Genomic DNA, 22,862 nt, shown 5'->3' with positions numbered 1-22,862 from the left:
GGATTGGCTTATCCAAGGCCGGAGCGTCGATGGCGCTCCGGCCTTTTTGTTGGATGCGGCGCTTTGGCGGGCGGTTTGCCATCCGTGTCAAGCGGCGGTAGGGTGACGGAGCGTGGATCGCTTGGCCGCCGGAACTGCGTCGGTTGGCAAGCTTCAATGGCTCCCTTTTATTCTTTGCGACCTTGAAACAGCGCGTTCCTGGCCCCATAAATTGTTTCCCGTTGCAGGGGTCCGGGGGGATCATCCCCCCGGCCGCCGGAGGCCTCCCCCATGTCCACAGCCACAACCACCGCCACACCCCCCGTTGTCGGCCTTTTCGACTATCTGGCCCTCTCCGACGCCGTGGCCGACGTGTTGCGGGCCAGGAAGGCCGGCGAGGCTTTCGCGCCCGAGCGTCTGGCCGTGCCTGTGCCTGGCGGGGTGCTTTTGTGCATGCCGGCGGCGGACGGGGCCATGGCCGTGGTCAAGACCATCACCGTGCATCCCGGCAACCGGGAGCGGCCGGTGATCCAGGGCGAGGTGACGGTGCTGGACGCGGCCACGGGCGAGCGGTTGGGAAGCCTGGACGGCCCCACGGTCACGGCCCGGCGTACGGCGGCGGTGACGCTGCTTGCCGCGCGGCGGTTGGCCAGGGAACCGGGCGGGCCGCTGGTCATCATCGGCAACGGGGTGCAGGCGCGGGGGCACGCGGCGGCCTTTTGGCAGGGCCTTGGGGTGCAGGAAATCGTGTTGTGCGGCCGCGACCCGGTGCTGCTTGAGGCAGCGGCCAGGGAACTGGCGGCCATGGGCGTCACGGTGGCCGTCACGGCCGATGAAGCCGAGCGCGACCGGCTGACGGCCCGGGCCGGGCTCATTGTCACGGCGACGACGAGTTCCGAGCCGGTCCTTGTGGACAACGTGCGGGACGGGGCGTTTGTCGCGGCGGTGGGATCGTTTACGCCCCAAGCCGCCGAGCTGCCGGCCTCGCTGGTGGAGCGGGCGTCGCTTTTTGTGGATGATCTTGCTTCGGCCAAGGTCGAGGCCGGGGATTATCTGCGGGCCGGCGTGGATTGGGGGCGGGTGACGCCCGTGGAGAACGTGCTTGACGACGCGCCGCCGCGCCCGGCAGGGCCAATCGTTTTTAAGAGCGTAGGCCACGCGCTGTTTGATCTGGCGGCGGCCCGCCAAGCCTTCAAGACCCGGCGCTGACCCGGCCCTCCCCAGGTGGGGTTTCCAAAGGGGCTCAGCCCCTTTGGCCGCCGGAGGCCTCTTCTTCTCTCCTCTCAAGCTCCCCGAAACAGCCCCGCCCCTTTCTTCAAGGCCTCAGCCGTGCCCATGACGTAGAGCCGGTCGCCGGCAGACAGCACGAAGGGTCCATCGGGGTTGGGCACGAACTCTTCGCCGCGCCGGGCGGCGGCCACGGTCAGGTCGTGTTCGCGCCGCAGATGCACGTCCATGAGCGACCGGCCGGCCAGGGGCGAGGCCGTATCCACCGTGAACACCGCAACGTGCAGCCCGGCCAGGGACTTGTCCGGCACATGGACGGCTAGCTCGTTGAAGCTGCCCGGCAGCATGGATTTGTAGCCCTCGCGCCGGATGTCGGCCACCATGCGCTCTATGTCGTCGTGGGGGATCATGAACTTGTCCATGACCCGGGTGAAGACGCCAAGCGAAGCTTCGAATTCCTCGGCGATGACGTCGTTGGCTCCGAGGTCGAGTAGGGCGGTGATTTCGGTGTTGAACCGCGTGCGGGCCACGATGTAGAGGGCCGGGTTTTCCTGGCGGGCGATCTCCACGGCCCGGCGCGAGGCGGCCGCGTCGGAGATGACCACGGCCAGGGCCTTGGCCTCCTGGACGCAGATGTGGGACAGCACCCCGGGCTTGGAGGCGTCGCCAAACAGGATGGGTTCGCCTTTTTTCGCTTCGTTTCGCACCGTGTCCGGGTTCATTTCCAGAATGACGTAGGGGATTTCGGCGTTTTTGGCCGCCCGGGCCAGTTGGCGGCCGCCGGCCCCGAAGCCCAGGATGATGAGGTGGTTGCTGTAGTGGGCGGCGGGCAATTCGTCTGGCGCGTCGCACACCCGCAGCCAGCGGCAGACCAGGGCGGCGATGCGCGGGGCGAGGGTAATGCAAAACGGGGCCAGCACCATGGTCAGGATGCTGGCGGCCAGGAATTTCTGGTAGAAATGTTCGGAGATGACGTCCTTGTCGAAGCCGGTCTTGGCCAGGATGAAGGAGAATTCGCCGACCTGGCACAGGGCCATGCCGACCAGCACGGCGGTGCGGGTCGGGTAGCCCAGGATGCGGGCCGCCGTGCCGGCCAGGGCGGCCTTGGTGACAAGCAGCAGGAGAGCCGCCAGGATCACTTCGCCGAGATGGGCCGAGGCCGACCCGACATTGAGCAACATGCCGATGGAAATGAAAAACAACGACGTGAAGACGTCCTTGAAGGGTAGCACGGCTTCGTGGAGATTTTCGCGGTAGTCCGAGCCGGACAGGAGCAACCCGGCCAGGAAGGCCCCCAGGGACAGGGACAGGCCGATGGAGGCGGTGAGCAGGCTGACGGCCATGCAGATGGCCAGGGCGGTCATGAGGAACAGTTCGCGGCTGCGGGTGCGGACAATGGAAAGGAGCAGCCCGGGCATGATCTTTTTGGCGAAAAAGACCAGCAGAACCAAGATGAGCGCGCCCTTGCCCACGGTGTAGATGATGGAACTGGTGAAGCCGAAGGTGCTCCCGGCCAGCAGCGGCACGGCAAGCATCATGGGCACGGCCAGCAAATCCTGGAAGATGAGGATGCCCAGGCTGACCCGGCCGTGGGGAGCCTCCATCTGGGAGCACTCTTGCAGAGTTTTGAGCACGATGGCCGTGCTGGACAGGGCGGCCAACATGCCGATGAGCACCGAGGAGCCGCCGGAGAAATCCAGCAGATAGTAGGGCACGGCGAAAAAAACGGCCCAGGTGAGCGCCATCTGGGCCGAACCGCCGATGAAGACCGGGCGTTTGAGGCGCGACAGGTCGGCCAGGGAAAGTTCCAGACCGATGGTGAAAAGCAGCATGATGACGCCGATTTCCGAGAGGATTTCGACATCGTGGGCCGAGCGGACCAGTCCCAGTCCGTGAGGGCCGCAGAGCATTCCGGTCAGCAACATGCCGACGATGGCCGGCACCTTCATGCGGTGGCAGACCAGGATGACCACTACGGCCAGGCCGAAAACAACGGTGACGTCGGGCAGAACGGGGATTTCCATGGACGGCACTATGAACCAAAGGGGCAATGCTGTGAAGTGCCTCGTCGGGGGCGGGGCCTAAAGGGAAAAGGGTGGGCGGGGCGGCGTTTAGCCGGCGATGTCGGCGCGTACGGCGTCCATGCAGCGACGCAGCATGTCCAGGGAAGCGAGCAGGGCTTCGCGCTGGGCCGGGGCCACATGGCCCAGCATGCCGGCGAACAGGCCGGCCAGGAATTCCCGGACTTCCTCGCGCACGCGCTTGCCGGCCGGGGTGAGGCTTAAAAGCGTCACCCGGGCGTCACCCGGGTCGGGGCGGCGTTCGATGAGGCCCCGGCGGGTGAGGTCGGCGGTGAGCGCCGTGACGCGGCTTTTGGTGACGCCAAGACGCCGGCCGAGTTCGCCGGGGGCCAGATAGCGGGTTTCGCCCAGGGCAATGAGCGCCCGCATGGCGGCCGGCGGCAGGCCGAACCGTTCGCTTTGCAGGGCAATGCGGGTCTGACAGCAGGCAAAAAGGCTCTCCACCGCCTCTTGCAGGCGTTTGGCCTGCCCAGCGGCGAGTTCAGCCTCGGAGGAGGGCGGCGCGTCGTACATGGTTAGGGCCTACCGGAGGCCGGGCTGGGGTGTCAATGCGCCGGTGCGCGGCAAACATGGCGGCGTCTTGGCTTTTGGCGACAATTTCAGGTAGGGTGGCTCCAACGCGGGCCTTGCAGCGCCGCGCAACACGCAGGAGGCCAGCCATGTCCGAACCGCGCGCCCCGTGGACCTGCCCCAAGTGCCAGGCCGAAAACGATCCGGATTTCACCCATTGCCGGTTGTGCGGCGAAAAACATCCCGAAGGCGGGGATGTGGAAGTGGCCTGCGCCTCCTGCGGCACGAAACATCCGGGCGGGAGCTGCTGTCCGCTGTGCGGCAGCAAGGAATTCCTGCAACTCTGATCGATAACCTGGCGGGACGGGCAGGCCCGGCCCGCTGAACGCCCTGCAGCATGACGTTTGCGCCGCCCAATCCGGCGGCGGCTCTCCGTGTTGCGGCAAGGAGGCTTGATGCCGCACGACATGGACCTGATCGTGACCCTGGCCGCCGGTCTGGTGGCTGCCCTGGCCCTGGGGCTTGTGGCCAAGCGCCTGGCGCTGTCGCCCATCGTCGGCTATCTCGTGGCCGGCTACTGCATCGGCCCGTTTTCTCCGGGATTTGTGGCCGACGGCTCCATCGCCAACCAGTTCGCCGAGCTCGGCGTCATCCTGCTCATGTTCGGGGTGGGACTGCATTTTCATTTGAAAGACCTGGTGGCCGTGCGCGGCGTGGCCGTGCCCGGGGCCGTGGCTCAGATCGCGGCCTCGGCGGTCCTGGGGACGGTGGTCACCCACGCCCTGGGCTGGTCCTGGACGGCCGGGGCGGTCTTCGGCACGGCCATCTCCGTGGCCAGCACGGTGGTGCTGACCCGCGTCTTGGCCGACAACAAGGCCCTGCACACCCCGACCGGCCACATTGCCGTGGGCTGGCTCATAGTCGAGGATCTGTTCACCATCGTGGTGCTGGTTCTTTTGCCCACGCTTTACGGCCCGGGGGCGGGGGAGGCCGGCCTGGGCCGGACCCTGGCCGTGGCCGGCGGCAAGCTTTTCGCCCTGGTGGCCGTGGCGGCCGTGGCCGGGCGCTACGTGTTGCCGCGCTTTTTCGGACACATCGCCCGCACGGGGTCGCGCGAACTGTTCACCCTGGCTGTGCTGGCCTCGGCCTTGGGGCTGGCTGTCGGCGCAGCGGTCTTTTTCGGGGCGTCCATGGCCCTGGGAGCCTTCTTGGCAGGTATGATCGTCGGGCAATCGGAATTCGGGGCCAGGGCGGCCTCGGACGCCATGCCCATGCGTGACGCCTTTGCGGTGCTCTTTTTCGTGTCCGTGGGCATGTTGCTTGACCCGGCCGCGTTGGCGGCCCAGTGGCCCCTGGCCTTGGCGACGCTGGCCATCGTGCTTGTGGGCAAGCCGCTAGCCGCTCTCATCGTGGTGCTGGCCCTGGGCCGGCCCCTGGCGGTGGCCTTGTCGGTTTCGGCGGCCCTGGCCCAGATCGGCGAATTCTCGTTTATCCTGGCCACGTTGGCCACGAGCCTGGGCATCCTGCCCAAGGAAGCGGGCACGGCTTTAGTAGCCGCCTCGGTGGTCTCCATCCTCGTCAATCCCTGGCTGTATCAGGGCGTAGCCCCTCTGGCCGCGCGGCTGACTCGGGGACGGGGCCGGACAGTACGGCCCACGGCCGAAGACGCGGCCGAGGCGGCCGGCGGCAGCTTGTCCGCCATCGTGGTCGGCTATGGGCCGGTTGGCAGCACGCTGTGCCGTATTCTGGCCGATAACGGCATTGAGCCGGTGGTGGTGGAGATGAACATCGACACCGTGCGCGCCCTGGCCGCGTCCGGCAAGCGGGTGGTGCACGGCGACGCGGCCAGCCGGGAGATTCTGCTCCACGCCGGCGTCGAGACGGCGGCCAGCCTTTTTATCACGGCCTCGGGTTTGCCGGCGCGCGAGATTGTGGAGGCCGCCCTGGAGTTGCGGCCGGAGATACGCATCGTCAGCCGGGCCGGCTACTTGCGCGAGGCCCAGGCGCTGCGCCAGGAAGGGGCGAAAGCGGTTTTTTCCGGCGAGGGCGAGGTGGCGTTGGCTATGTCCACGTATCTCCTGCGTGAACTGGGGGCCAGCGCCGAGCAGATTGACCGTGAACGCGACCGGGTGCGGCGGGAATTGTTCGAGTCGGCCGGCCAGACGACCGAAGCAGCCCCGGCCTGACATCCCTTTTACCGCTTTCGGGGGCCGGGGGCGTAAGGTCCTCGCCGCCGGAGGCATCTTGATTTCTGCTATTCGCCGTGGGCCAGGCGGTCCCAGGCCAGGGCGCGGGCTTTTTCCGCGAGCTGGAGCATTTCGGGCTTGGACACTTGGTCGTCGGCCCCGACGGCTTCGCCTTTGTGGCGCAGGCTGTCGGTGATGAGCGAGGAAAAAAGGATCACCGGCAGGCGTTTGAGGACCGGGTCCTCCTTGACCTTGCGGGTGAGGCTATGGCCGTCCATGGCCGGCATTTCAATGTCGGACACGAGGATATGGCAGAAATCGGTGATGGGCCGATTTTCCTTCGTCGCGGCATCCTTCCATTCCACGAGCTGGTCCCAGGCGATGCGGCCGTTGATGGTGCGGGTGACCTCGAAGCCGGCTTTTTCCAGCGAGGTGCCGATCATGCGGCGGATGGTGGTGGAATCGTCGGCGATAAGCGCCTTGAAGATCATGTCCTTGTCCGGCAGTTCCTTCTGGCGCTCGACGAAGACGACCTCGTCGAGTTCCTTGAGGGCCAGTTCCGGGTTGAGGTCGGCCACGATCTTTTCCATGTCGAGGATGAAGACTACGCGGGTGTCGAGCTGGACCACGCCGGTGACCGAGTTGCCGGAATAGGTCTGCACCTGGATGCTTGGCGGTTCGATCTGTTCCCAGCTGAGGCGATGGATGCGGGTGACGCCGGAGACGCGAAAGGCGCTGACCACCCGGTTGAACTCCGTGACCACCACCTTGTCGGAAGCGTTGCGGGAGCGGTCCTTGCCGAGCCACAGACTGAGGTCCACCAGCGGCACGACCTTGTCGCGCAGGTTGAAGGTGCCAAGCACGCAGGGGTGTGGCGTTTGCGGCATCTCCGTGACTTTGGGGAGGCGGATGATCTCCAGCACCTTGGCCACGTTGACCCCGTAGTAACCGGTGTAGGTCTTGCCGGACGGGGTGGGTTCCTCCAAATAAAATTCAACGATTTCAAGTTCGTTGGTGCCGGATTCCAGGAGGATGTTGGTATTGCTCATGCTGGCGTCGCTCCCCTAAGCGCGGCGGGCCGTCGTGGAGACGGGAAAGTGGCTTGACTGTTTATCTATGCACTAGGTCTGACAAAATGCAAGCATGTATCGACGGAGAATCGCCCTTTGACATTGGCCACCTTTTTCGCAACAAAAGGGTATATGGAATCTCTGCCGCCAAGGACTGTAACGCGGTTATTCCCGAAAAAAACCAAGCCGCGACGTCTGTTGCGTGCCGTTTTGGCGGCGCTGGCTCTTCTGGTCCCGGCTCTGACGCCAACAGCGGGACAGAGCCAGGAGCCTTTGTCGCTGCTCGTCTTTGACCGCCCTCCCTATTATCAACTGCAACATGGCCAGCCTTCGGGCGGTTTTCTGCTCACCACGGCTCTGACCGTCTTTGCCCAGGCCGGTATCCCCGTGACGGTGCGCGAAATGCCGCCGGGCCGCGTCGTGGCCATGCTCAAGGATGGCCCGAGCCGGGCCTGTGCCGTGGGCTGGTACAAGACCGCGGAACGCGAGGCCTTTGCCCGCTTCAGCGAACCCCTCTACCGCAACCAGCCCACCGCCGTGGCCGTGCGCGCCACGTTGTCCGTGCCCGAGACCTGCAGCCCCTTTCTGGCCGATCTGCTCGCCGCAGGCTGGCACTGGGGCCTGCGCGAAGGCTTTTCCTATGGCGCTGAATACGACCAGCTCCTGGCTGCGTATCCGGCGACCAAGCGTTTTGCCGACACGGCCCATATGGTCGAACTGCTGGCCAAGGACCGGCTGGACGCCATGCTGGTCGAACCCGAGGAGCTGGCTTGGATATTTGCCTCCAAGCCCGCCTTGCGCAAGCACGTACGGATCGTGCGTCTGGCCGATTCCCCCCTGGGTGGACGACGCCACATCATGTGCGGCCTGGGCGTCAGCCCCGGGGAAATGGCTCGTCTCGACGCCGCCATTGAAAGCTTTCGCGCCACGCCGCAGTACCAGGGCCTTGTCGATGGCCTGCACCTGACGCCGTAAGGATGAAGACGTGGGAGATACGACGCTCGTGCCGCGTCCACGGAAAGCGCCTCTAGGGCGTTTCGTGGGTAACAAACCCAAGCCACGGATTTTTCTGAAAAAATCTCGTCTTTTTTAAGGGGCGCGACGCTAGAATTTGCGGTCCAGCAGCAGGTGGGAGAAATAGCCCAGCACCGTGGCCGCGTAATACGGCAGGAAGGGCTTCCACGGCAGGCCGAGAAGCAGCATGGGCGCGAGCAGCACGGAGCTTGGGATAAGCAAGGCCGCCCACCACGAGTGGGTCCAGCCGCGATGAGAGCCGATGGCCGGCAGCAGGGCGCAAAAGCCCAGCACTGCCGCATAGCGGTATTGCTCCCGGAAAATGAGAAAGGCGTCCACCACCAGGGCCGCGCCGTAAAAAATGCGCCGCCCCTTGGAATCGGTGTCCACGTCCGGGAAAAGCCCGCCCAACACGGAAAAAAGCCCCAGGCAGACCATGGTCTCGAACCCGGGCCGATAGACCCCCAGCCACGACGTGGCGGCCAGCGCCCCGCCGGTCACCGCCGCCGCGCCCACGATATGCGTCTTGTACCCCGGCATGGGCGCCTCCCTAGCACCTCCCGTGCCGCCCCGGCAACCGCCGCCGTGAGCACGCCCGGCTTGACGCAGCCCGCTCCCCCCGGCTACCACCAGTGATTGCCAACCCCCAACCGGAAGCACGCCATGCCCCGCATTGTTTTCCCGGCCCTTGGCCGATTTGCCGCCGCCTGCCTCGTCCTGGCCGTCCTTGCGGCCACCGCCCCGGCCCGCGCCGCCGGCCCGACCGTCGAACTGTACGTTACGAGCTGGTGCCCCTACTGCACCAAGGCCAAGGCCTATTTCGACGGCAAGGGCATTCCCTATACGATGTATGACATCGACAAGGACGCCACCGCCAACATGCGCTTCAAACGCTACGGCGGCCGCGGCGTGCCCCTGGTCATGATCAACGGCCGGGCCGTTTCCGGCTATTCCGTGGCCGAATTTGAAAAGGCCCTGGCCGCGCCGCCCCTGGCTCCGGCCCCGGCCTCGTCCCATCCCAAGATTGCCGTGCCGCAGTAGAGCGGCCCCGGCCGCCCAGCACGGGCTGTGTATTCGCCGCCGGGTGGTCTTGGCGGATTGCCCGTTTCCCTTGGCAACGACGGCATCCGCCGTTGTTGCCGCCCCGGCCAGCGCCGTTTTTTCCCCGGGCCGCCGACAAGCCCGGGCATGTCGTAGGGAGCCGTCGTGACAAGTCTTTCCCACCGCTTCAGCCAGCGCGCCAAGAACATCAAGATTTCCGCCACCAAGCTCATGCCCATGCTGGCCAGCGAGGTCGGCGGCTGCGCCTCCCTGGGCCAGGGCGTGCCGTCGTTCGCCACCCCGCCCCACGTGGCCGAGGCCGTCTGCCGGGCCTTGGCCGACCAGCCCTCGGCCGGCAAGTACTCGCTCCAGCCCGGCATGCCCGAGCTGCGCCGGGCCGTGGCCGATCTGCTGGCCGCCGAAAAACGCCTCATCGCCGATCCGGACCGGGAAATCGCCATCACCGTGGGCGGCATGGAGGCGCTGTTGTGCGCCGTTTTGTGCCTGTGCGAGCGCGGCGACGAAGTCATCGTGCCCGAGCCGTTCTATCCCTCCCACGTGGAACAGGTGCTCCTGGCCGAAGCCCAGCCCGTCCTTGTGCCCCTGCGCCGCCAGGACTGGAGCTTGGACGCCGAGGCCGTGGCCGCCGCCGTGACGGATCGCACCCGGGCGATTATCATCAATTCGCCCCACAACCCCACGGGCGCGGTCTTTGCCAAAGACGACCTGCTGGCCGTGGCCGAGGTCGCCTTGACCCACGGACTGACCATCATCTGCGACGACACCTACGACGCCCTGGCCTATGACGAGCCGGCCTTTTCCCTGGCCAGCCTGCCGGAGCTGCGCGACAACCTCGTGGCCGTGGGCAGCTTTTCCAAACGCTTCGCCCTGACCGGCTGGCGCGTGGGCTTTGCCTTTGCCCCGGAGCCGATCATGGGGCAGATGCTCAAGGTCCACGACTGTACGGCTATCTGCGCCCCGACCCCTTCCCAGATCGCCGCCCTGGCCTCGCTCACCGGCCCCCAGGCGGTCTACGCCGGCTTCATCGACGCCCTGCGGGAGCGCCGGGCGCGCATCATGGCCCGCCTCGACGCCATTGACGGCCTGGCCTACAACGCGCCGGCCGGAGCCTTTTACATCATGGCCCGCTATCCGGTCCCGGGCGCGCCCATGGACGTGGCCACGCGGCTCATTCGCGAAGCCCGGGTCATTACCATCCCGGGCGACAGCTTCGGGCCGGGCGGCGAGGGAAGCCTTCGCCTGTCCTACGGAGCCGAGCCGGCCGAGATCGACACCGCCTGCGACCGCCTGGCCGAATGGTTCGCCCGGCAATAGCCGAAACTAGGACGGACCCGTGGCCGACGACGAAAAAGAATCCCAGGACCAGCCAAACGCTTCGGATGACAGGCGGCCCGTGGCCTACAGCGACGGTTCGGAAGCCTGGCTGTTGCGTTTTTTTCGCGACCGCAGGGTCAACGAATACGAGCTCTACCCCAAGGACGCGCCCTGGGCCGTGCGCTACCATCTCTCGCCGCGCCGCAAGACCTTGCTGTCCTGGCTGGATTTCGGCCCCACCGGGCGCATCCTGGAACTCGGGGCCGGCTGCGGCGCGCTGACCGCCCACTTGACCAGCCTGCCCCACGCGGTCACCGCCGTGGAAGGTTCGCCTGACCGGGCCGCCGTCATCAAGGCCCGCCTGCCGGACGCCGCCAATCTGGACGTGGTCACGGCCAACGCCGTGGGGCTGTCCTATAACGGCTGCTTCGACGTGGTCACCCTGGTGGGTGTTCTAGAATACGCCGGGGCCTTCGTGGACGGTCCCGAGCCCTACCACAAGCTTCTCACCGAGGCCCGGCGCTATCTCGCCCCAAGCGGCTGCCTGGTGCTGGCCATCGAAAACCGCATGGGCCACAAATACCTGGCCGGCCTGCCCGAGGACCATACCGGCCGGCCCTACGACGGCCTAAACGGCTACCCCGGCAACCCGGGCGTGCGCACCTTCGACCGGCCAACCCTGGCCGCCATGCTGGCCCGGGCCGGGTTTGCCGCCACAAGCTGGCACTTTCCGTCCCCGGATTACAAGATGCCCGACAGCGTCCTGTCCGAGCGGGCGCTTGGCCTGCCCGGCTTTGCCGCCTTGCCCCTGCTGGAGCTGCCCACGGCCGATCCCGGCGGCCGGGCCGCACCGGCTTTCACCGAACGGGCCTTTATGCGCTCGGCCCTGGCCGGCGGCGTGGCCGGCCATTTCATGAATTCCTTTCTCGTCCTGGCCGCGCCCAGCCCCGACGCGCCCCTGCTGGCCGCCAACGCGGCGACCCTGGCCGTGGCCGTCAACGCCGACTCCTGTCCACCGCATTTCCAGACCATGACGCGGTTCGTCGATGACGGCGCGGGCGGCGTCACCGTCACCCGGCGAAACCTCCACGGCCTGCCGCCGGCCGTCTTTGCCGCCGGCCGCCAGAGCGTCAAGCCGTCCGAGTCGTATCGCCTGGGCTACGCCAGCTATCTGGAGCTGGTGCTTGACGCCGTGGAAGACGGCGATCCGGTCGGGGCCGGCCGCTTGGTCACCGAGTGGATGGAGCTGACTGCCTCCCGGGCCAGACCGGCCATGCCCGGGGCGGCCGAGGCCTTTGTCGCCTTTTGCCGCGCCCAGCTGGGCCGGGAGCTCTATACTGGTTCTATGGCCGGACCGTGGCTGCCCGGCAGCCTGCTCGACGCCCATCCCGGCAATGTCCTGCGCCATCCGGCCACAGGCGACGTGCGTTTTATTGACCTCGAATGGCAGCTGGCCTGCCCCATGCCGCTCCAACTGCTCCTGGACCGGGGCGTCAATCTCGTCGGGCAAAAGCTCGCCGCCCATGCCCGCCAGCCGGGCGAGGCGGGGCCGGCCGCCCTGCCGCCGGCCATGGACCGCTTGCTCGCCCGCCATCCCCTGTCCCGGGGCTGCGACCCGGACAGTCTGGCCCGCTTCACCCATTGGCTCTTTGCCGCCGTTACCAACGGTTCCCTCGACCATCGCCTGCCGACCGCCGGATAATCCGCTTCCCCGCCGCCGCCCGTTGGGGTACACGGCGGCATCGACCAGCCAAGGAAGTCCGTTTTCATGCAAGACCATACCGCCCCAGCCGGCCATGTCCCGACCCCGCGCCCGGCCCTGGCCATGATCGGCGTCAATCTCATGGTGTTCATGGCGACGCTGGACATGAGCATCGTCAACGTGGCCCTGCCCACCCTGACGGAAAGTCTGGCCACGGACTTCGCCACCATCCAGTGGGTCATTTTAAGCTACGTCCTGGTCATCGCCAGCCTGCTGCTTCTGGTGTCGCGCCTGGGCGACATGTACGACAAAAAGCGGATCTTCGGCTCGGGCCTTGTGCTGTTTCTCCTGGCCTCGCTGTGCTGCGGCCTGGCGCCGTCGGTGTCCTGGCTCATCGGTTTTCGGGCCATGCAGGGCATTGGCGCGGCCATGAGCCAGGCGCTGGGCATGGCCATCGTCACCCAGCTCGCCCCGCCCTCCAGTCGCGGCCGGGCCTTGGGATTCATCGGGGCCACCGTGGCCATGGGCCTCATGCTCGGCCCGCCCCTGGGCGGCGTGCTCATTGGCCTGCTGGGCTGGCGCGCACTGTTTCTCCTCAACATCCCCTTGGGTCTGCTGGCCCTTTTCGCCGTCGTCCGCTTCATGCCGGCCCTGCCGCCCCAACGCCGGGGCGAACGCTTCGACCTGCCCGGCGCGGCCATCGCCTGCCTGACCCTGGCCTGTTACTGCCTGGGCATGACCTTCATGCAGCGCCACGGCCCCACCGACGCCACGGCCTTGATTCTCCTGGCGGCCAGCGCCCTGGGGTTGGCCGTCTTCATCAAGGTGGAGCGCCAAAGCCCGGCCCCCATGCTCGACCTGAGCCTTTTCGCCAACCCGCTTATTTCCCTGCCCCTGGCCATGGCCACCCTGGTCTTCGTCACCGGAGCCAGCGGCTTTATCATGCCGTTTTTCCTGCAAGCCGGCCAAGGCTACAGCGTCACCCAGGTGGGGCTTTTGCTCATGATCCTGCCGGCTTCCATGGCCGTGACCGCTCCGGTGTCCGGCAGCCTGGCCGACCGCTACGGAGCCCGGGGCATGAGCCTGCTGGGGATGGTGGTCCTGACCGGCGGCTGTCTGGCCCTGGGCACGCTCACCGAACACACGCCGTGGTGGGGCTATCTGCTGCGCACCATGCCGGTGGGGCTTGGCATAGGCATCTTCCAGGCCCCCAACAACACGACCATCATGGGGCAGATGCCGCCCCATCGCCTGGGCGTCGGTTCGGGGCTGGCCAACTACGCCCGGGTGTTCGGGCAATCCACCGGCCTGCCGCTGGTGGCCACGATTTTCTCCGGCATCGTCCACGCCACCGGCTCTATCGCTGATCATGCCGACTTCGCCAGCGCTCCGCCGGCCGCCCTGGCCGCTGGTATCGCCGGGGTGTTCCATGCCCTGGCCGGGCTGCTCTGCGTGGCCATCGCCATGGCCGTATGGGCCTGGAAGATTGAAGACAGGCGTAAGATGAAGGGAAAATAAGAAAAAGAGGGGAAGATGCCTCCGGCGGCCGGGAGGGGGTTACTCCCTCCCGGACCCTCCCTGATTGGGGGCGCGGTTTCCGTCAGGAGGAACTTGGCGGAAACCGCGCCCCCAAACAGGAAGATTCCAGGAAGAGCAAGCAAGATCGTTAATGACTCTCCGGCGAAGCCGCCCCCCCTTTTTCTTCCAGATGGGGGGTCCGGGGACCTCAGGCCCCCGGCCGCCGGAGGCCTCTTTATTCTTCATTGTCACATGGCAATAACGCGACAATGCGTCACGTAAACGTCGTTTGTCGGGGCGCGGCGGCGGCGGTAGACGGCGGACATGAACCTTACTGTGTCACGGCGTCTGGGCGACGCTTTTTTCCGTTTTGTCCATGGCAACCGCCTTGTCTACAACACCTGCTGGGAAGACCCGCGTCTGGATCGGCGTCTGTTGGCGCTTGGGTCCGATTCGCGGGTGGTGGTCATCACTTCTGCCGGCGACAATGCGTTGGACTATTTGCTGGACGATCCGACCGAGGTCGCCTGCGTGGACCTCAACTTCCGCCAGAACGCCTTGCTGGAACTCAAGCGGGCGCTTTTCTGCCGGGCATCCTTCAAGGAACTCTTCACCTTTTTCGGCCAGGGCGGCGGGCCGTCCTGCGCCGCGACCTACGCCCGGCTGCGGGGGCATCTCCCGGCCTACACGGCGGCCTATTGGGACAAGAACATCGCGTATTTCAAGGGCGGCCGGTTGTCGCGTTCCTTTTACCACCACGGCGCGTCCGGGGCGGCGGCCTTTTTGTTCACGCGGCTTTTGGGGCTGCTCAAGCCCGGGCTGCGGCGCGAGCTGCCGCGTCTGCTGGCCGCCCGCGACGCCGAGGAGCAGCGCCGGGCGTTTACGGCGGTGGAGCCGATATTCTGGGATCGGCTGAGCCGCTGGCTGGTGGCCCGGCCGGCGCTCATGGCCCTTCTTGGCGTGCCGCGCCCCCAGATCGCGCTCATCCGCGATTCCCATCCGGGCGGGTTGGAGGGCTTCGTGCGCGAGAAGGTGCGCCGGGTGTTCACCGAAACCGCCATGGCCGAGAACTATTTCTGGCGGGTCTATCTCACCGGTCGCTACGCCCCGGAGTGTTGCCCGGAGTATTTGAAGGAACAGCATTTCGAGACGATCCGAGAGCGCCTTGGCCGGCTGACGACCCATACGGACTCGCTCAGCGGCTTTTTGGCCGGTCATCCTGGCCCCTACAGCCATTTCGTGCTGCTGGACCATCAGGACTGGCTGGCCAACCACGATCCGGCCGCCCTGGCCGAGGAGTGGGAGCGCATATTCGCCGTTGCCGCGCCCGGGGCCAGGGTGCTCATGCGTTCGGCCGGATTGGACGTCTCGTTTCTGCCCGAGGCGGCCCGTCGGCGGTTGACCTTTTTCCCGGAAGTGACCGAGGCGCTGCACGCCGCCGACCGGGTCGGCACCTATGGCAGCCAGCATTTGGCGGTGGTGGCCTGATGGCGGCTGAGGCTTCGCCCCTGCCCGGCTACTACCGGTTCCACGCCCGCATCTACGACGCCACGCGCTGGAGTTTTCTGTTCGGCCGCGACCGGCTGGTGCGTCTGGCCGCCGAAGCCGTGGCCCGGGACGGCTTGGAGCGGCCGGTTCGGGCGGCCGAGGTCGGCTGCGGCACCGGACGCAATCTCCTGGCCTTGTCCCGGGCGCTGCCCGGGGCGTCGCTCACCGGCGTGGACCTGTGCCGGCCCATGCTGGAGCGCGCTGGACGGACCGTATCCCGCACGGCCTGTGCGGCGACCTTGCGTTGCGCGGCCTACGGCCCCGACACGTTCGCGCCGGGTTCCCTGGAACTCATCATCTTTTCCTATGCCCTGACCATGTTCAATCCCGGCTGGGACACGGCCCTGGAAGCGGCCCGGGAGCATTTGGCTCCGGGTGGGATTCTTGCCGTGGTCGATTTCCACAATACGCCGGCCGGCTGGTTCCGGGCCTGGATGGGGGTCAACCACGTGCGGCTTGACGGCCATCTCGTCCCCGAACTGCAGTCCCGTTTCCAGCCCTGCCGTCATGAGGCGCGGCCGGCTTACGGCGGCTTGTGGCGATATTTTCTGTTTCTGGGGCGCAAGTAAAAGGCGCGGCGGCCGGGTGTCCGGTCCGCCGCGCCTTTTGGCGTTGCCAGGGAGGAAGGGGGCTTAGGCCGGCGAGGCGGCCTCGGCCGCTTCGTAGCCTTCGACCAATTCCTTGAAGAGATCCGCCACCGACATGATGCGGTCCACCCGCCAAGCGTTCTGGCCGGCAAAGGCAAAGCCGTGGCGCAGCCGGCCTTTCTTGGCGTTGGCCAGGGCCAGGGTGATGCAGTAGGGGGCCTTGGTGTAGTCGCAGGTATGGATGCAGCGGTAAGGGCAGCGGGCTGGCGTCTTGGAGCCCTCGGCGGCAAGGTCGAGGAACTCGTTGTGGATGGCCCGGCCGGGCATTCCCACGGGGCTCTTAATGATGACCACGTCTTTTTCCGTGGCTTCGACGTAGCTTTGCTTGAAGCGGTCGTCGGCGTCGCATTCGTTTGTGGCGACAAACCGGGTGCCCATCTGGACGCCGGCCGCGCCAAGCTCGATGAAGCGGCGGATGTCGGCGCCGGTGTAGACGCCGCCGGCGGCGATGACCGGAATGGGCGCGCCGTTGGGGGCGGTGTAGGGGGCGACCCCGGCCACCACTTCGCTGACGAGCTTTTCCAGCACAAAGTCTGGATCGTCGATCTGCTCGGCCTTAAATCCCAGATGTCCGCCGGCCATGGGGCCCTCGACCACGAAGGCGTCGGGGGTGCGGCCGAAGCGCGACAGCCATTTTTTGCATAAGATCACGGCGGCCCGGGCCGAGGACACGATGGGCACGAGCTTGGTGCGCGCGCCTTCGGGCAGGTGTCCCGGCAGGTCCAGCGGCAGGCCGGCCCCGGAAAAGATGGCGTCCACGTTTTCGCAGATGGCGGTTTTGACCAGCTCCGCGAAGTTGGCCATGGCCATCATGATGTTGACGCCGATGGCGCCGCCTGGGGCGGCTTCCTTGGCGGCCCGGATTTCCCTGGCCAGCACCCGGTTGTTGGCTTCGATGTAGTTGGAGCCGAAATCCGGCTCGTTCATGCCGATGCCGGCCGCCGAGATGACGCCGAAGCCCCCGGCCGCGGCCACGGCCGAAGCCAAACCGGAAAGGGAGATGCCTACGCCCATCCCGCCCTGGATGATGGCCCTGGGGATGGTAAGGTCACCGATGGTTAAGGAAGGAAACGACAAAGGGGCTCCGAAGGTTGCGGGTGGAGGCGATAGTGCCTGTCCTTCCTTGGGAAGGGGCTTGGTCCATGGCGTCTCGTCCCGGGCGTTATACCCTGCCGCAGCAAGACGCTTTTTTATTTCAATCCACGCCGACGGACGCACTGCCGCCGACTTCCCGCCCAGGGGAAGGGCAACAGCAATAACGCCACGCGCCTGGCGGGTGCGCCGAAGCGCCGGGGCCTTGTCCCGGACCGGGGCAATGGTCCCGGTGGTTGGGCCGGGCGCACGGCCGGGCCGGGATTCCGCCGAAGCGCCCCTATACCGTTAGGACAGGCCTTCTGGCAATGAGGTGTTGGGGCCTTTCGCGCTTGTCGTCAGACGTTTTTTTGGTGGAGCCGTCGATTATAGCCGTGGAGGCCTTCTTCAGGTGGGGATGGGGCGGTGTCATGACGCGGTTTTCGGGGTGCGGCCGTGGTGGGGGGGATTTCTGGAGCAGCCAGGGAAAGTTCTGGAGGCGGGCAAGGCGTCGGGTATTTTCGACCGTGTCGCTACGTTTGATTGTGAAGGAATTATCATAAGGCAAACTTTTTGGCGTCGCCCTGTTGCATCGCAACGTGAAGCAATTCCTGAATCCGCCCCGGGCCTCTCTCTGGGGGCGATTGCGTCAATTTTTAATTATCTAAATTAATTCAAATCTTTAATTCTGTGCCTTTGGCTAAAAAGCCGTGAGTAGGGAACTTTTTCCCGGGCTCGTACTGGCGTGCGCCGGAAGTATCTGCTACGATTATGACAAATTATTGTCTCTTGACGACGCCCGAAGTTCAACGATATAAGCAACCCGCCTCGCGTGTTACCGTTCTTTGAAAGCTTCGCACGTCATGCACGGTTAGCTGTTCTTGAAATAGCGTGTGATACAAAGCCAGACAGCAGTTTTAAGGTTTACTTGTTATTAAATTCACGCTTTGGCTGATAGTCTATTCCGAAATTGTTGTAATTAGCTTGTGAAATTTATATATAGCAATGCAGTGTGAAAAATAATCACATGCCACGATGTTTTTTGTAGCGTTTGAACGAATATTTTACTGAATGAATTTTATTAAAATCGGATAGTATTCATATTTTATACAAATTAAACAAAACAAATTTGTCTGTAAAAATAACATAGCATCATATGATCGTGTTTAAAGCCGTGTTTGATTTTTTAAATTCTATTTTGTATGTGAATATTTTGCCGTAACATAAGTTAGAATTCGCAACGTTGACTGGGGGGTGCTCGGTATGGTCAGTTTGAAGAAGTCAATAAGCCTTACGAGGAGAACAGCGGGGCGCTTATGAATGAAATGTACCTTGGACAGACCGCCTTTGCCTTCTATAGCCTGATCGCCCTTGCCGGCGGCGTCCTCGCCGTGTCCGCGGCAAGCCTCGTTCGGGCCATGCTTGGCTTGGTCGTTTCCCTTTTCGGCGTTGCCGGACTCTATCTGCTGCTCCTGGCCGACTTCGTCGCCCTCATGCAGATCCTGATTTACGTCGGGGCCGTCACCGTGCTCATCTTCTTCGCCATCATGCTCACCCGGGCTTCGGCCGACGGCGGCGAGGGCCAGGGGCCGGGGCTTCGCGGCAGCCTGCGCGGGGTGTTCGGGGCGCTGCTCCCGGCCGGCATCCTCGTGCCCTGCCTGGCCGTCTACGGCGTGGCCGGATTCCCCACCCCCAAAAACGTCAGCCCGGCCGAACTCGGCGCCGGACTGCTCGGTCCCTACACCATGGCCTTCGAGCTCATTTCGGTGGTGCTCCTGGCCGCCATGGCCGGCGCGGTGCTGCTGGCCTTTGAAAAGCGAGGAGCCGCCAAATGAATCCGCTTGTCTTCTACCAGACCGTGGCCCTGCTCCTGCTCGGCCTTGGCCTCTACGCCCTGGTCGCCCGGCGCACGCTGGTCGGCATGCTCATCGGCGTGGAGCTGATGTTAAACGGCGCGGGCCTGTCCATCGTGGCCGCCGCCCAGCTGACCTCGGCCGACGCCGTGCTCGGACAGCTCGGAGCGCTTCTGGTCATGGGGCTGGCCGCCGCCGAGGCGACGCTGGTCCTGGCCATTGTCTTGGTTGTTTCCAAACGGTTCGGGGACGCCTCGGCGGACGCCCCCAGCGAACTCAAGGGGTAGTCCATGGCCGCCAGCGTGCATACCGTTGAGAGCGCCCGGGTGCTTGTGCCCCTGGTCATCACGTTCCTGGCTCCACTCGCCCTGTGGCGACTGCGTAAAAACATCAACCTCCGGGAAGGCGTCTCCTTTGCCGCCGCCGCCCTGGCTTTTTTCTCGGTCCTGTCCATGGTTCCGGGCGTCCTGGACGGCGTCATCTGGACCTACCACCTCGTCACCTTCTTCCCCGGCGTCTCCATCACCTTCGCCGTGGACGGCCTCTCGCTCATCTTCGCCATCGTGGCCACGTTTCTGTGGTTTTTCGCCACCAGCTACAACATCGGCTACATGCGATCGCTTAATGAGCACGCCCAGACGCGCTACTACTTCTGCTTCGCCGTGGCCATCTTCGGCGCGGTCGGCGTGGCCTTTTCCGGCACCGTGGTCACGCTCTACCTCTTCTACGAGGTCATCACCGTCTTCACCTATCCCCTGGTTGCCCACCATCAGGACGAAGAGGGGTACAAGGGCGCGCGCAAGTACTTGGTGTACTTGATGGGCACCTCCAAGCTGTTCCTGCTGCCGGCCATGATCCTCACCTACGTCCTGTGCGGCACGCTGGACTTCAACCTCGGCGACATCTCGCGCGGCATGTTCCCGCCGGGGGCCGATCCCAAGCTCGTGACCATCACCTACTTCCTGTTCCTCTACGGCCTGGGCAAGGCGGCGCTCATGCCCATCCACAACTGGCTGCCCTCGGCCATGGTCGCGCCCACCCCGGTCTCGGCCCTGCTGCACGCCGTGGCCGTGGTCAAGGCCGGCGTGTTCTCGGTGTCGCGCATCATGCTGTCCTGCTTCGGCGTGGATCTGCTGTCCAGCCTGGGCCTGGGACTCATCACCGCCTACCTGGCCGCCTTCACCATCGTGGTGGCCTCCATCATCGCGCTGACTAAAGACGACCTCAAAGCCCGGCTGGCCTATTCCACCGTCAGTCAGCTGTCCTACATCATCATCGGCGTGGCCATGCTCAGTCCCCTGGCCGTCAAGGGCGGGCTGCTCCACATCGCCCACCACGCCTTTGCCAAGATCACGCTCTTTTTTGCCGCCGGCGCGATCTACGTGGCCACACACCTCAAACAGATCCCGCTCATGGACGGCATCGGCCGCAAGATGCCGTTTACTTTCGGGGCCTTTGCCGTGGCCGCCCTGTCCATGATCGGCGTACCGCCGGTCTCCGGCTTCGTCACCAAATGGTATCTGGCCAACGGGGCCGTCAGCATCCATCAATACATCCTGCTGCTGGCCCTGCTCGCCTCCACGCTCTTAAACGCCGGTTACTTCGTGCCGGTGGTCTACCGGGCCTTTTTCCGGCCCCCGGCCGAGGGCGTGGATCATTCCCACTTCAAGGAGGCCCCCATGGTCATGGTGGTGCCCCTTTGCCTGACAGCGCTGATCTCCGTGCTGCTCGGGCTTTTCCCGGGAACCTTCGGCTCGTTTACCGACGTGTTCGGAGGGTTCTAGGCAAGCCCCGCCGCGAAATACGCCCGTATTTCGCCGGTTAGGCGCGCCGACGCAGGCTGCCCGCCATGGGCGCGCGCGGCGTGAGGGCAGGGGAGTCGTGGCCATGACCGGCCGACCGGGAGAAGCCGGGCGGTTGGAGACCTCGGGCGCAAGGCCCAAGGTCGCGTGAAATGAAAGCTGCCGGCGCGCAGAACGCGCCGTTTCGGAAGCAAGGGAGGACGTCATGCGGGAACCGCAACTGCTGGGGAGCTGGCTCGAAGCGGCCAGGGCCAGGGCGGACGCCTGGAAAAAGGCCTTGTTTACAGTGCTCGGGGCGCTGGTGGCCTTAAATCTCTTTATAACGCCCCATCATCCGCACTTTGTCGGCGAAGGGTTGCCCGGCTTCTGGGCCGTGTTTTCCCTGGGAGCGGCCATAGCCATGGTCTATGTGCTCAAAAAGATCGTCTACCCCGTGTTGGCGCGTCCGGAGGATGACAATGGCCGGCCTTGATCAGCTCGCGGGGATCCATTTCCTCCATCCTTCCATCGGGTTTCTGGCCCTGGCCCTGGTCATGGCCTTTCTGTCCAACGAACGCTACATGACCTGGCGCTGGCTGCTCCTGGCTCCGCCGGTGCTGGCCATCTTCTCGGTCATGGCCCTGACCTTTGGCGGCGACGGCGCGCGCGAACTGGCCACCCTGCACTACCTCGGCCAGACCCTGTCCCTGGGCCGGGTGGACACGTTGGCCCTGGTTTTCGCCAACGTCTTCGCCATCCAGTCGCTTATCGGCTTCATCTACGCCCTGCACGTGGCTGACCGGGGCCAGCACATGGCCGCCTGCCTCTACATCGCCGGCGGGTTTGGCTGCGTGTTCGCCGGCGACTACATTACGCTGTTCATCTTCTGGGAAGTCATGAGCATCGGCTCGGTCTTCCTCATCTGGCTGCGCGGCACCCAAGCCGCCACGGCCGCCGGCTTCCGCTACTTCCTGTTCCACATCTTCGGCGGCCTGTTCCTCCTGGCCGGCCTGCTCCTGCGTTACTCGGAACTGGGCACCTTCGCCTTCACCGCCGTCGCCCCCGAGGCCGCGCGCTACTACGACTACATCATCCTCATCGGTTTCCTGGTCAACGCCGCCTGCGTGCCGCTGCACGCCTGGCTGCCCGACGCCTACCCCGAAGCCACGGTCACCGGCGCGGTCTTCATGAGCGCCTTTACCACCAAGACCGCCGTCTACGTCCTGGCCCGGGCCTACGCCGGCTTCGACATCCTGGCCGTGGCCGGCGTGGTCATGTGCCTCTACGGCGTCTTCTACGCCACCATCGAGAACAACGCCCGGCGCATCCTGTCCTACCACATCGTCTCCCAGGTCGGGTACATGGTGTGCGGTATCGGCATCGGCACGGCCATGACCATCGACGGGGCCTGCGCCCACGCCTATGCCCACATCCTCTATAAGGGCTTGCTCTTCATGGGCGCGGGCTGCCTGCTGTACTCGGCCGGCACGGCCAAGCTCACCGAGCTTGGCGGCCTGGCCTCCCGGCTTCCGCTCGTCATGATCTGCTACATGGTCGGCGCGGTCTCCATCTCGGGCATGCCGCTTTTCAACGGCTTCGTCTCCAAGACCATGACCATCACCGGCGCGGCCGAGGCCCATCGCACCTGGCTGGCGCTGGGCATGGAGCTGGCCGCCGTGGGCACGTTCCTTTCCGTGGGCATCAAGCTGCCGTACTTCGCCTTCTGGGCCAAGCCCAAGAGCACCGTGGAATTAAAGCCCATCCCCTGGAACATGTACCTGGGCATGGCCGTCTCGTCGCTGTTGTGCCTGGGCACGGGCCTGTTTCCGGATCTGCTCTACGGGATCTTGCCGTACCCCACCGACTACCAGCCCTACACCGCCTGGCACGTGCTCCAGGCCTGCCTGATCCTGGGCTTCACCGGCCTTGGGTTCTACCTCATGCGGGCCATCATTCCGCCCCATGCCAGCCGCAACCTCGACTTTGACATCCTCTACCGCCTTATTGGCCGGTGGTTTGTGAAGCTCGTCAGCGTGCCGGCCGCCGCCATCGACAACATCTGGACCGACGTCTACGAGAAGATCGGGCTCAAGGCCCTTATCGAGGCCGGCTTTCTCACCAGCGTGTTCGACGTCAAGGTCATAGACGGCGTCCTGGACGGTTCGGCCAAGGGCGTGCGCGAGGTCGGCGGGGCGACGGTCGCCCGCAGCCAGACCGGACGGTTGCAGGATTATCTGGCCGCCGCCGTGGCCATCGGCCTGGTCGTGTTCGTGGTCGTGTGGCTGCGGTAACGGGCAGG

General features: G+C 65.3%; 20 protein-coding genes. 15 read left to right on the top strand and 5 right to left on the bottom strand.

The features are described 5' to 3' along the window. The first annotated feature begins 270 nt into the window (after nucleotides 1–270). A complete protein-coding gene (locus DMR_RS13460) occupies nucleotides 271–1,188 on the top strand; it encodes a delta(1)-pyrroline-2-carboxylate reductase family protein (RefSeq protein WP_015861459.1) in 918 nt (305 codons plus the stop codon). Between the two features lie 74 nt (nucleotides 1,189–1,262). Here DMR_RS13460 and DMR_RS13455 read toward each other — a convergent pair whose 3' ends face one another. Continuing rightward, a complete protein-coding gene (locus tag DMR_RS13455) occupies nucleotides 1,263–3,230 on the bottom strand; it encodes a cation:proton antiporter (protein ID WP_015861458.1) in 1,968 nt (655 codons plus the stop codon). 87 nt (nucleotides 3,231–3,317) lie between these two features. After that, entirely contained in the window at nucleotides 3,318–3,800 is a 483-nt protein-coding gene (locus DMR_RS13450) for a MarR family winged helix-turn-helix transcriptional regulator (RefSeq protein WP_015861457.1), read from the bottom strand. A 146-nt stretch (nucleotides 3,801–3,946) separates the two neighbouring features. Between DMR_RS13450 and DMR_RS13445 the strand changes: the two genes are divergently transcribed. Together DMR_RS13445 and DMR_RS13440 are read left to right on the top strand one after the other, a co-directional pair. Further along, nucleotides 3,947–4,144, top strand: coding sequence for a zinc ribbon domain-containing protein (locus DMR_RS13445; RefSeq protein WP_043600685.1), 198 nt, complete (start codon nucleotides 3,947–3,949; stop codon nucleotides 4,142–4,144). A 108-nt stretch (nucleotides 4,145–4,252) separates the two neighbouring features. Continuing rightward, complete coding sequence (locus DMR_RS13440; protein ID WP_015861456.1) at nucleotides 4,253–5,983, top strand: cation:proton antiporter; 1,731 nt, start codon at nucleotides 4,253–4,255, stop codon at nucleotides 5,981–5,983. Nucleotides 5,984–6,051: 68 nt separating this feature from the next. Here DMR_RS13440 and DMR_RS13435 read toward each other — a convergent pair whose 3' ends face one another. Beyond that, nucleotides 6,052–7,032 (bottom strand): chemotaxis protein, encoded by a 981-nt coding sequence (locus DMR_RS13435; RefSeq protein WP_015861455.1) that lies wholly within the window; start codon nucleotides 7,030–7,032, stop codon nucleotides 6,052–6,054. 294 nt (nucleotides 7,033–7,326) lie between these two features. Here DMR_RS13435 and DMR_RS13430 point away from each other — a divergent pair, with 294 nt between their 5' ends. Further along, nucleotides 7,327–8,028 (top strand): substrate-binding periplasmic protein, encoded by a 702-nt coding sequence (locus DMR_RS13430; protein WP_232502791.1) that lies wholly within the window; start codon nucleotides 7,327–7,329, stop codon nucleotides 8,026–8,028. Nucleotides 8,029–8,157: 129 nt separating this feature from the next. Here DMR_RS13430 and DMR_RS13425 read toward each other — a convergent pair whose 3' ends face one another. Next, the gene (locus DMR_RS13425; protein ID WP_015861453.1) at nucleotides 8,158–8,607 is read right to left on the bottom strand and encodes a metal-dependent hydrolase; all 450 of its coding nucleotides are present in this window, start codon (nucleotides 8,605–8,607) and stop codon (nucleotides 8,158–8,160) included. 123 nt (nucleotides 8,608–8,730) lie between these two features. On the opposite strand from DMR_RS13425, the gene DMR_RS13420 reads away from it, so the two are divergent. The 6 genes from DMR_RS13420 (at nucleotide 8,731) to DMR_RS13395 (ending at nucleotide 15,780) form a co-directional block, all read left to right on the top strand. Next, on the top strand, nucleotides 8,731–9,108 hold the full coding sequence (locus DMR_RS13420) for a glutaredoxin family protein (RefSeq protein WP_015861452.1): 378 nt from the start codon (nucleotides 8,731–8,733) through the stop codon (nucleotides 9,106–9,108). A gap of 165 nt (nucleotides 9,109–9,273) precedes the next feature. Further along, nucleotides 9,274–10,443 carry a pyridoxal phosphate-dependent aminotransferase gene (locus tag DMR_RS13415; protein WP_015861450.1) on the top strand — a complete coding sequence of 390 codons (1,170 nt, stop codon included), beginning with the start codon at nucleotides 9,274–9,276 and terminating at the stop codon, nucleotides 10,441–10,443. Between the two features lie 19 nt (nucleotides 10,444–10,462). Continuing rightward, a complete protein-coding gene (locus DMR_RS13410) occupies nucleotides 10,463–12,145 on the top strand; it encodes a class I SAM-dependent methyltransferase (protein WP_015861449.1) in 1,683 nt (560 codons plus the stop codon). Between the two features lie 66 nt (nucleotides 12,146–12,211). Then, nucleotides 12,212–13,663, top strand: a complete 1,452-nt coding sequence (locus tag DMR_RS13405; RefSeq protein WP_015861448.1) for an MFS transporter — start codon at nucleotides 12,212–12,214, stop codon at nucleotides 13,661–13,663. A 324-nt stretch (nucleotides 13,664–13,987) separates the two neighbouring features. After that, nucleotides 13,988–15,151 (top strand): DUF3419 family protein, encoded by a 1,164-nt coding sequence (locus tag DMR_RS13400; protein ID WP_015861447.1) that lies wholly within the window; start codon nucleotides 13,988–13,990, stop codon nucleotides 15,149–15,151. Next, nucleotides 15,151–15,780 carry a class I SAM-dependent methyltransferase gene (locus DMR_RS13395; RefSeq protein ID WP_015861446.1) on the top strand — a complete coding sequence of 210 codons (630 nt, stop codon included), beginning with the start codon at nucleotides 15,151–15,153 and terminating at the stop codon, nucleotides 15,778–15,780. Before DMR_RS13400 ends, DMR_RS13395 begins: the two co-directional genes overlap by 1 nt. 63 nt (nucleotides 15,781–15,843) lie before the next feature. On the opposite strand, the gene DMR_RS13390 is transcribed toward DMR_RS13395, so the two are convergent. Continuing rightward, a complete protein-coding gene (locus DMR_RS13390; protein ID WP_015861445.1) occupies nucleotides 15,844–16,935 on the bottom strand; it encodes an NAD(P)H-dependent flavin oxidoreductase in 1,092 nt (363 codons plus the stop codon). Nucleotides 16,936–18,245: 1,310 nt separating this feature from the next. Here DMR_RS13390 and DMR_RS13385 point away from each other — a divergent pair. The 5 genes from DMR_RS13385 (at nucleotide 18,246) to DMR_RS13365 (ending at nucleotide 22,854) form a co-directional block, all read left to right on the top strand. After that, the gene (locus DMR_RS13385) at nucleotides 18,246–18,764 is read left to right on the top strand and encodes an NADH-quinone oxidoreductase subunit J family protein (protein WP_015861444.1); all 519 of its coding nucleotides are present in this window, start codon (nucleotides 18,246–18,248) and stop codon (nucleotides 18,762–18,764) included. Next, nucleotides 18,761–19,069 carry an NADH-quinone oxidoreductase subunit NuoK gene (gene nuoK, locus DMR_RS13380; protein ID WP_006917780.1) on the top strand — a complete coding sequence of 103 codons (309 nt, stop codon included), beginning with the start codon at nucleotides 18,761–18,763 and terminating at the stop codon, nucleotides 19,067–19,069. The genes DMR_RS13385 and nuoK overlap by 4 nt, the downstream gene beginning before the upstream one ends. A 3-nt stretch (nucleotides 19,070–19,072) precedes the next feature. Beyond that, entirely contained in the window at nucleotides 19,073–20,566 is a 1,494-nt protein-coding gene (locus tag DMR_RS13375; RefSeq protein ID WP_015861443.1) for a monovalent cation/H+ antiporter subunit D family protein, read from the top strand. 223 nt (nucleotides 20,567–20,789) lie between these two features. After that, nucleotides 20,790–21,056, top strand: a complete 267-nt coding sequence (locus DMR_RS13370) for a hypothetical protein (protein ID WP_015861442.1) — start codon at nucleotides 20,790–20,792, stop codon at nucleotides 21,054–21,056. Continuing rightward, a complete protein-coding gene (locus DMR_RS13365; RefSeq protein WP_148208436.1) occupies nucleotides 21,043–22,854 on the top strand; it encodes a Na(+)/H(+) antiporter subunit D in 1,812 nt (603 codons plus the stop codon). The genes DMR_RS13370 and DMR_RS13365 overlap by 14 nt, the downstream gene beginning before the upstream one ends. Nucleotides 22,855–22,862: the final 8 nt, after the last annotated feature.

It is taken from the genome of Solidesulfovibrio magneticus RS-1, assembly GCF_000010665.1.
Taxonomy (GTDB): Bacteria; Desulfobacterota; Desulfovibrionia; order Desulfovibrionales; family Desulfovibrionaceae; genus Solidesulfovibrio; species Solidesulfovibrio magneticus.
Note: the sequence above shows the minus strand (reverse complement) of the source record. Positions and strands in the feature narration are given on the sequence as shown.

Excerpts from the sequence above, each read along its gene's own strand:
- DMR_RS13460 (WP_015861459.1), top strand. The coding sequence starts at position 271 with ATGTCCACAGCCACAACCACCGCCACACCCCCCGTTGTCGGCCTTTTC.
- DMR_RS13455 (WP_015861458.1), bottom strand. The coding sequence starts at position 3,230 with ATGGAAATCCCCGTTCTGCCCGACGTCACCGTTGTTTTCGGCCTGGCC.
- DMR_RS13450 (WP_015861457.1), bottom strand. The coding sequence starts at position 3,800 with ATGTACGACGCGCCGCCCTCCTCCGAGGCTGAACTCGCCGCTGGGCAG.
- DMR_RS13445 (WP_043600685.1), top strand. The coding sequence starts at position 3,947 with ATGTCCGAACCGCGCGCCCCGTGGACCTGCCCCAAGTGCCAGGCCGAA.
- DMR_RS13440 (WP_015861456.1), top strand. The coding sequence starts at position 4,253 with ATGCCGCACGACATGGACCTGATCGTGACCCTGGCCGCCGGTCTGGTG.
- DMR_RS13435 (WP_015861455.1), bottom strand. The coding sequence starts at position 7,032 with ATGAGCAATACCAACATCCTCCTGGAATCCGGCACCAACGAACTTGAA.
- DMR_RS13425 (WP_015861453.1), bottom strand. The coding sequence starts at position 8,607 with ATGCCGGGGTACAAGACGCATATCGTGGGCGCGGCGGCGGTGACCGGC.
- DMR_RS13420 (WP_015861452.1), top strand. The coding sequence starts at position 8,731 with ATGCCCCGCATTGTTTTCCCGGCCCTTGGCCGATTTGCCGCCGCCTGC.
- DMR_RS13405 (WP_015861448.1), top strand. The coding sequence starts at position 12,212 with ATGCAAGACCATACCGCCCCAGCCGGCCATGTCCCGACCCCGCGCCCG.
- DMR_RS13400 (WP_015861447.1), top strand. The coding sequence starts at position 13,988 with ATGAACCTTACTGTGTCACGGCGTCTGGGCGACGCTTTTTTCCGTTTT.
- DMR_RS13395 (WP_015861446.1), top strand. The coding sequence starts at position 15,151 with ATGGCGGCTGAGGCTTCGCCCCTGCCCGGCTACTACCGGTTCCACGCC.
- DMR_RS13385 (WP_015861444.1), top strand. The coding sequence starts at position 18,246 with ATGAATGAAATGTACCTTGGACAGACCGCCTTTGCCTTCTATAGCCTG.
- nuoK (WP_006917780.1), top strand. The coding sequence starts at position 18,761 with ATGAATCCGCTTGTCTTCTACCAGACCGTGGCCCTGCTCCTGCTCGGC.
- DMR_RS13375 (WP_015861443.1), top strand. The coding sequence starts at position 19,073 with ATGGCCGCCAGCGTGCATACCGTTGAGAGCGCCCGGGTGCTTGTGCCC.
- DMR_RS13370 (WP_015861442.1), top strand. The coding sequence starts at position 20,790 with ATGCGGGAACCGCAACTGCTGGGGAGCTGGCTCGAAGCGGCCAGGGCC.
- DMR_RS13365 (WP_148208436.1), top strand. The coding sequence starts at position 21,043 with ATGGCCGGCCTTGATCAGCTCGCGGGGATCCATTTCCTCCATCCTTCC.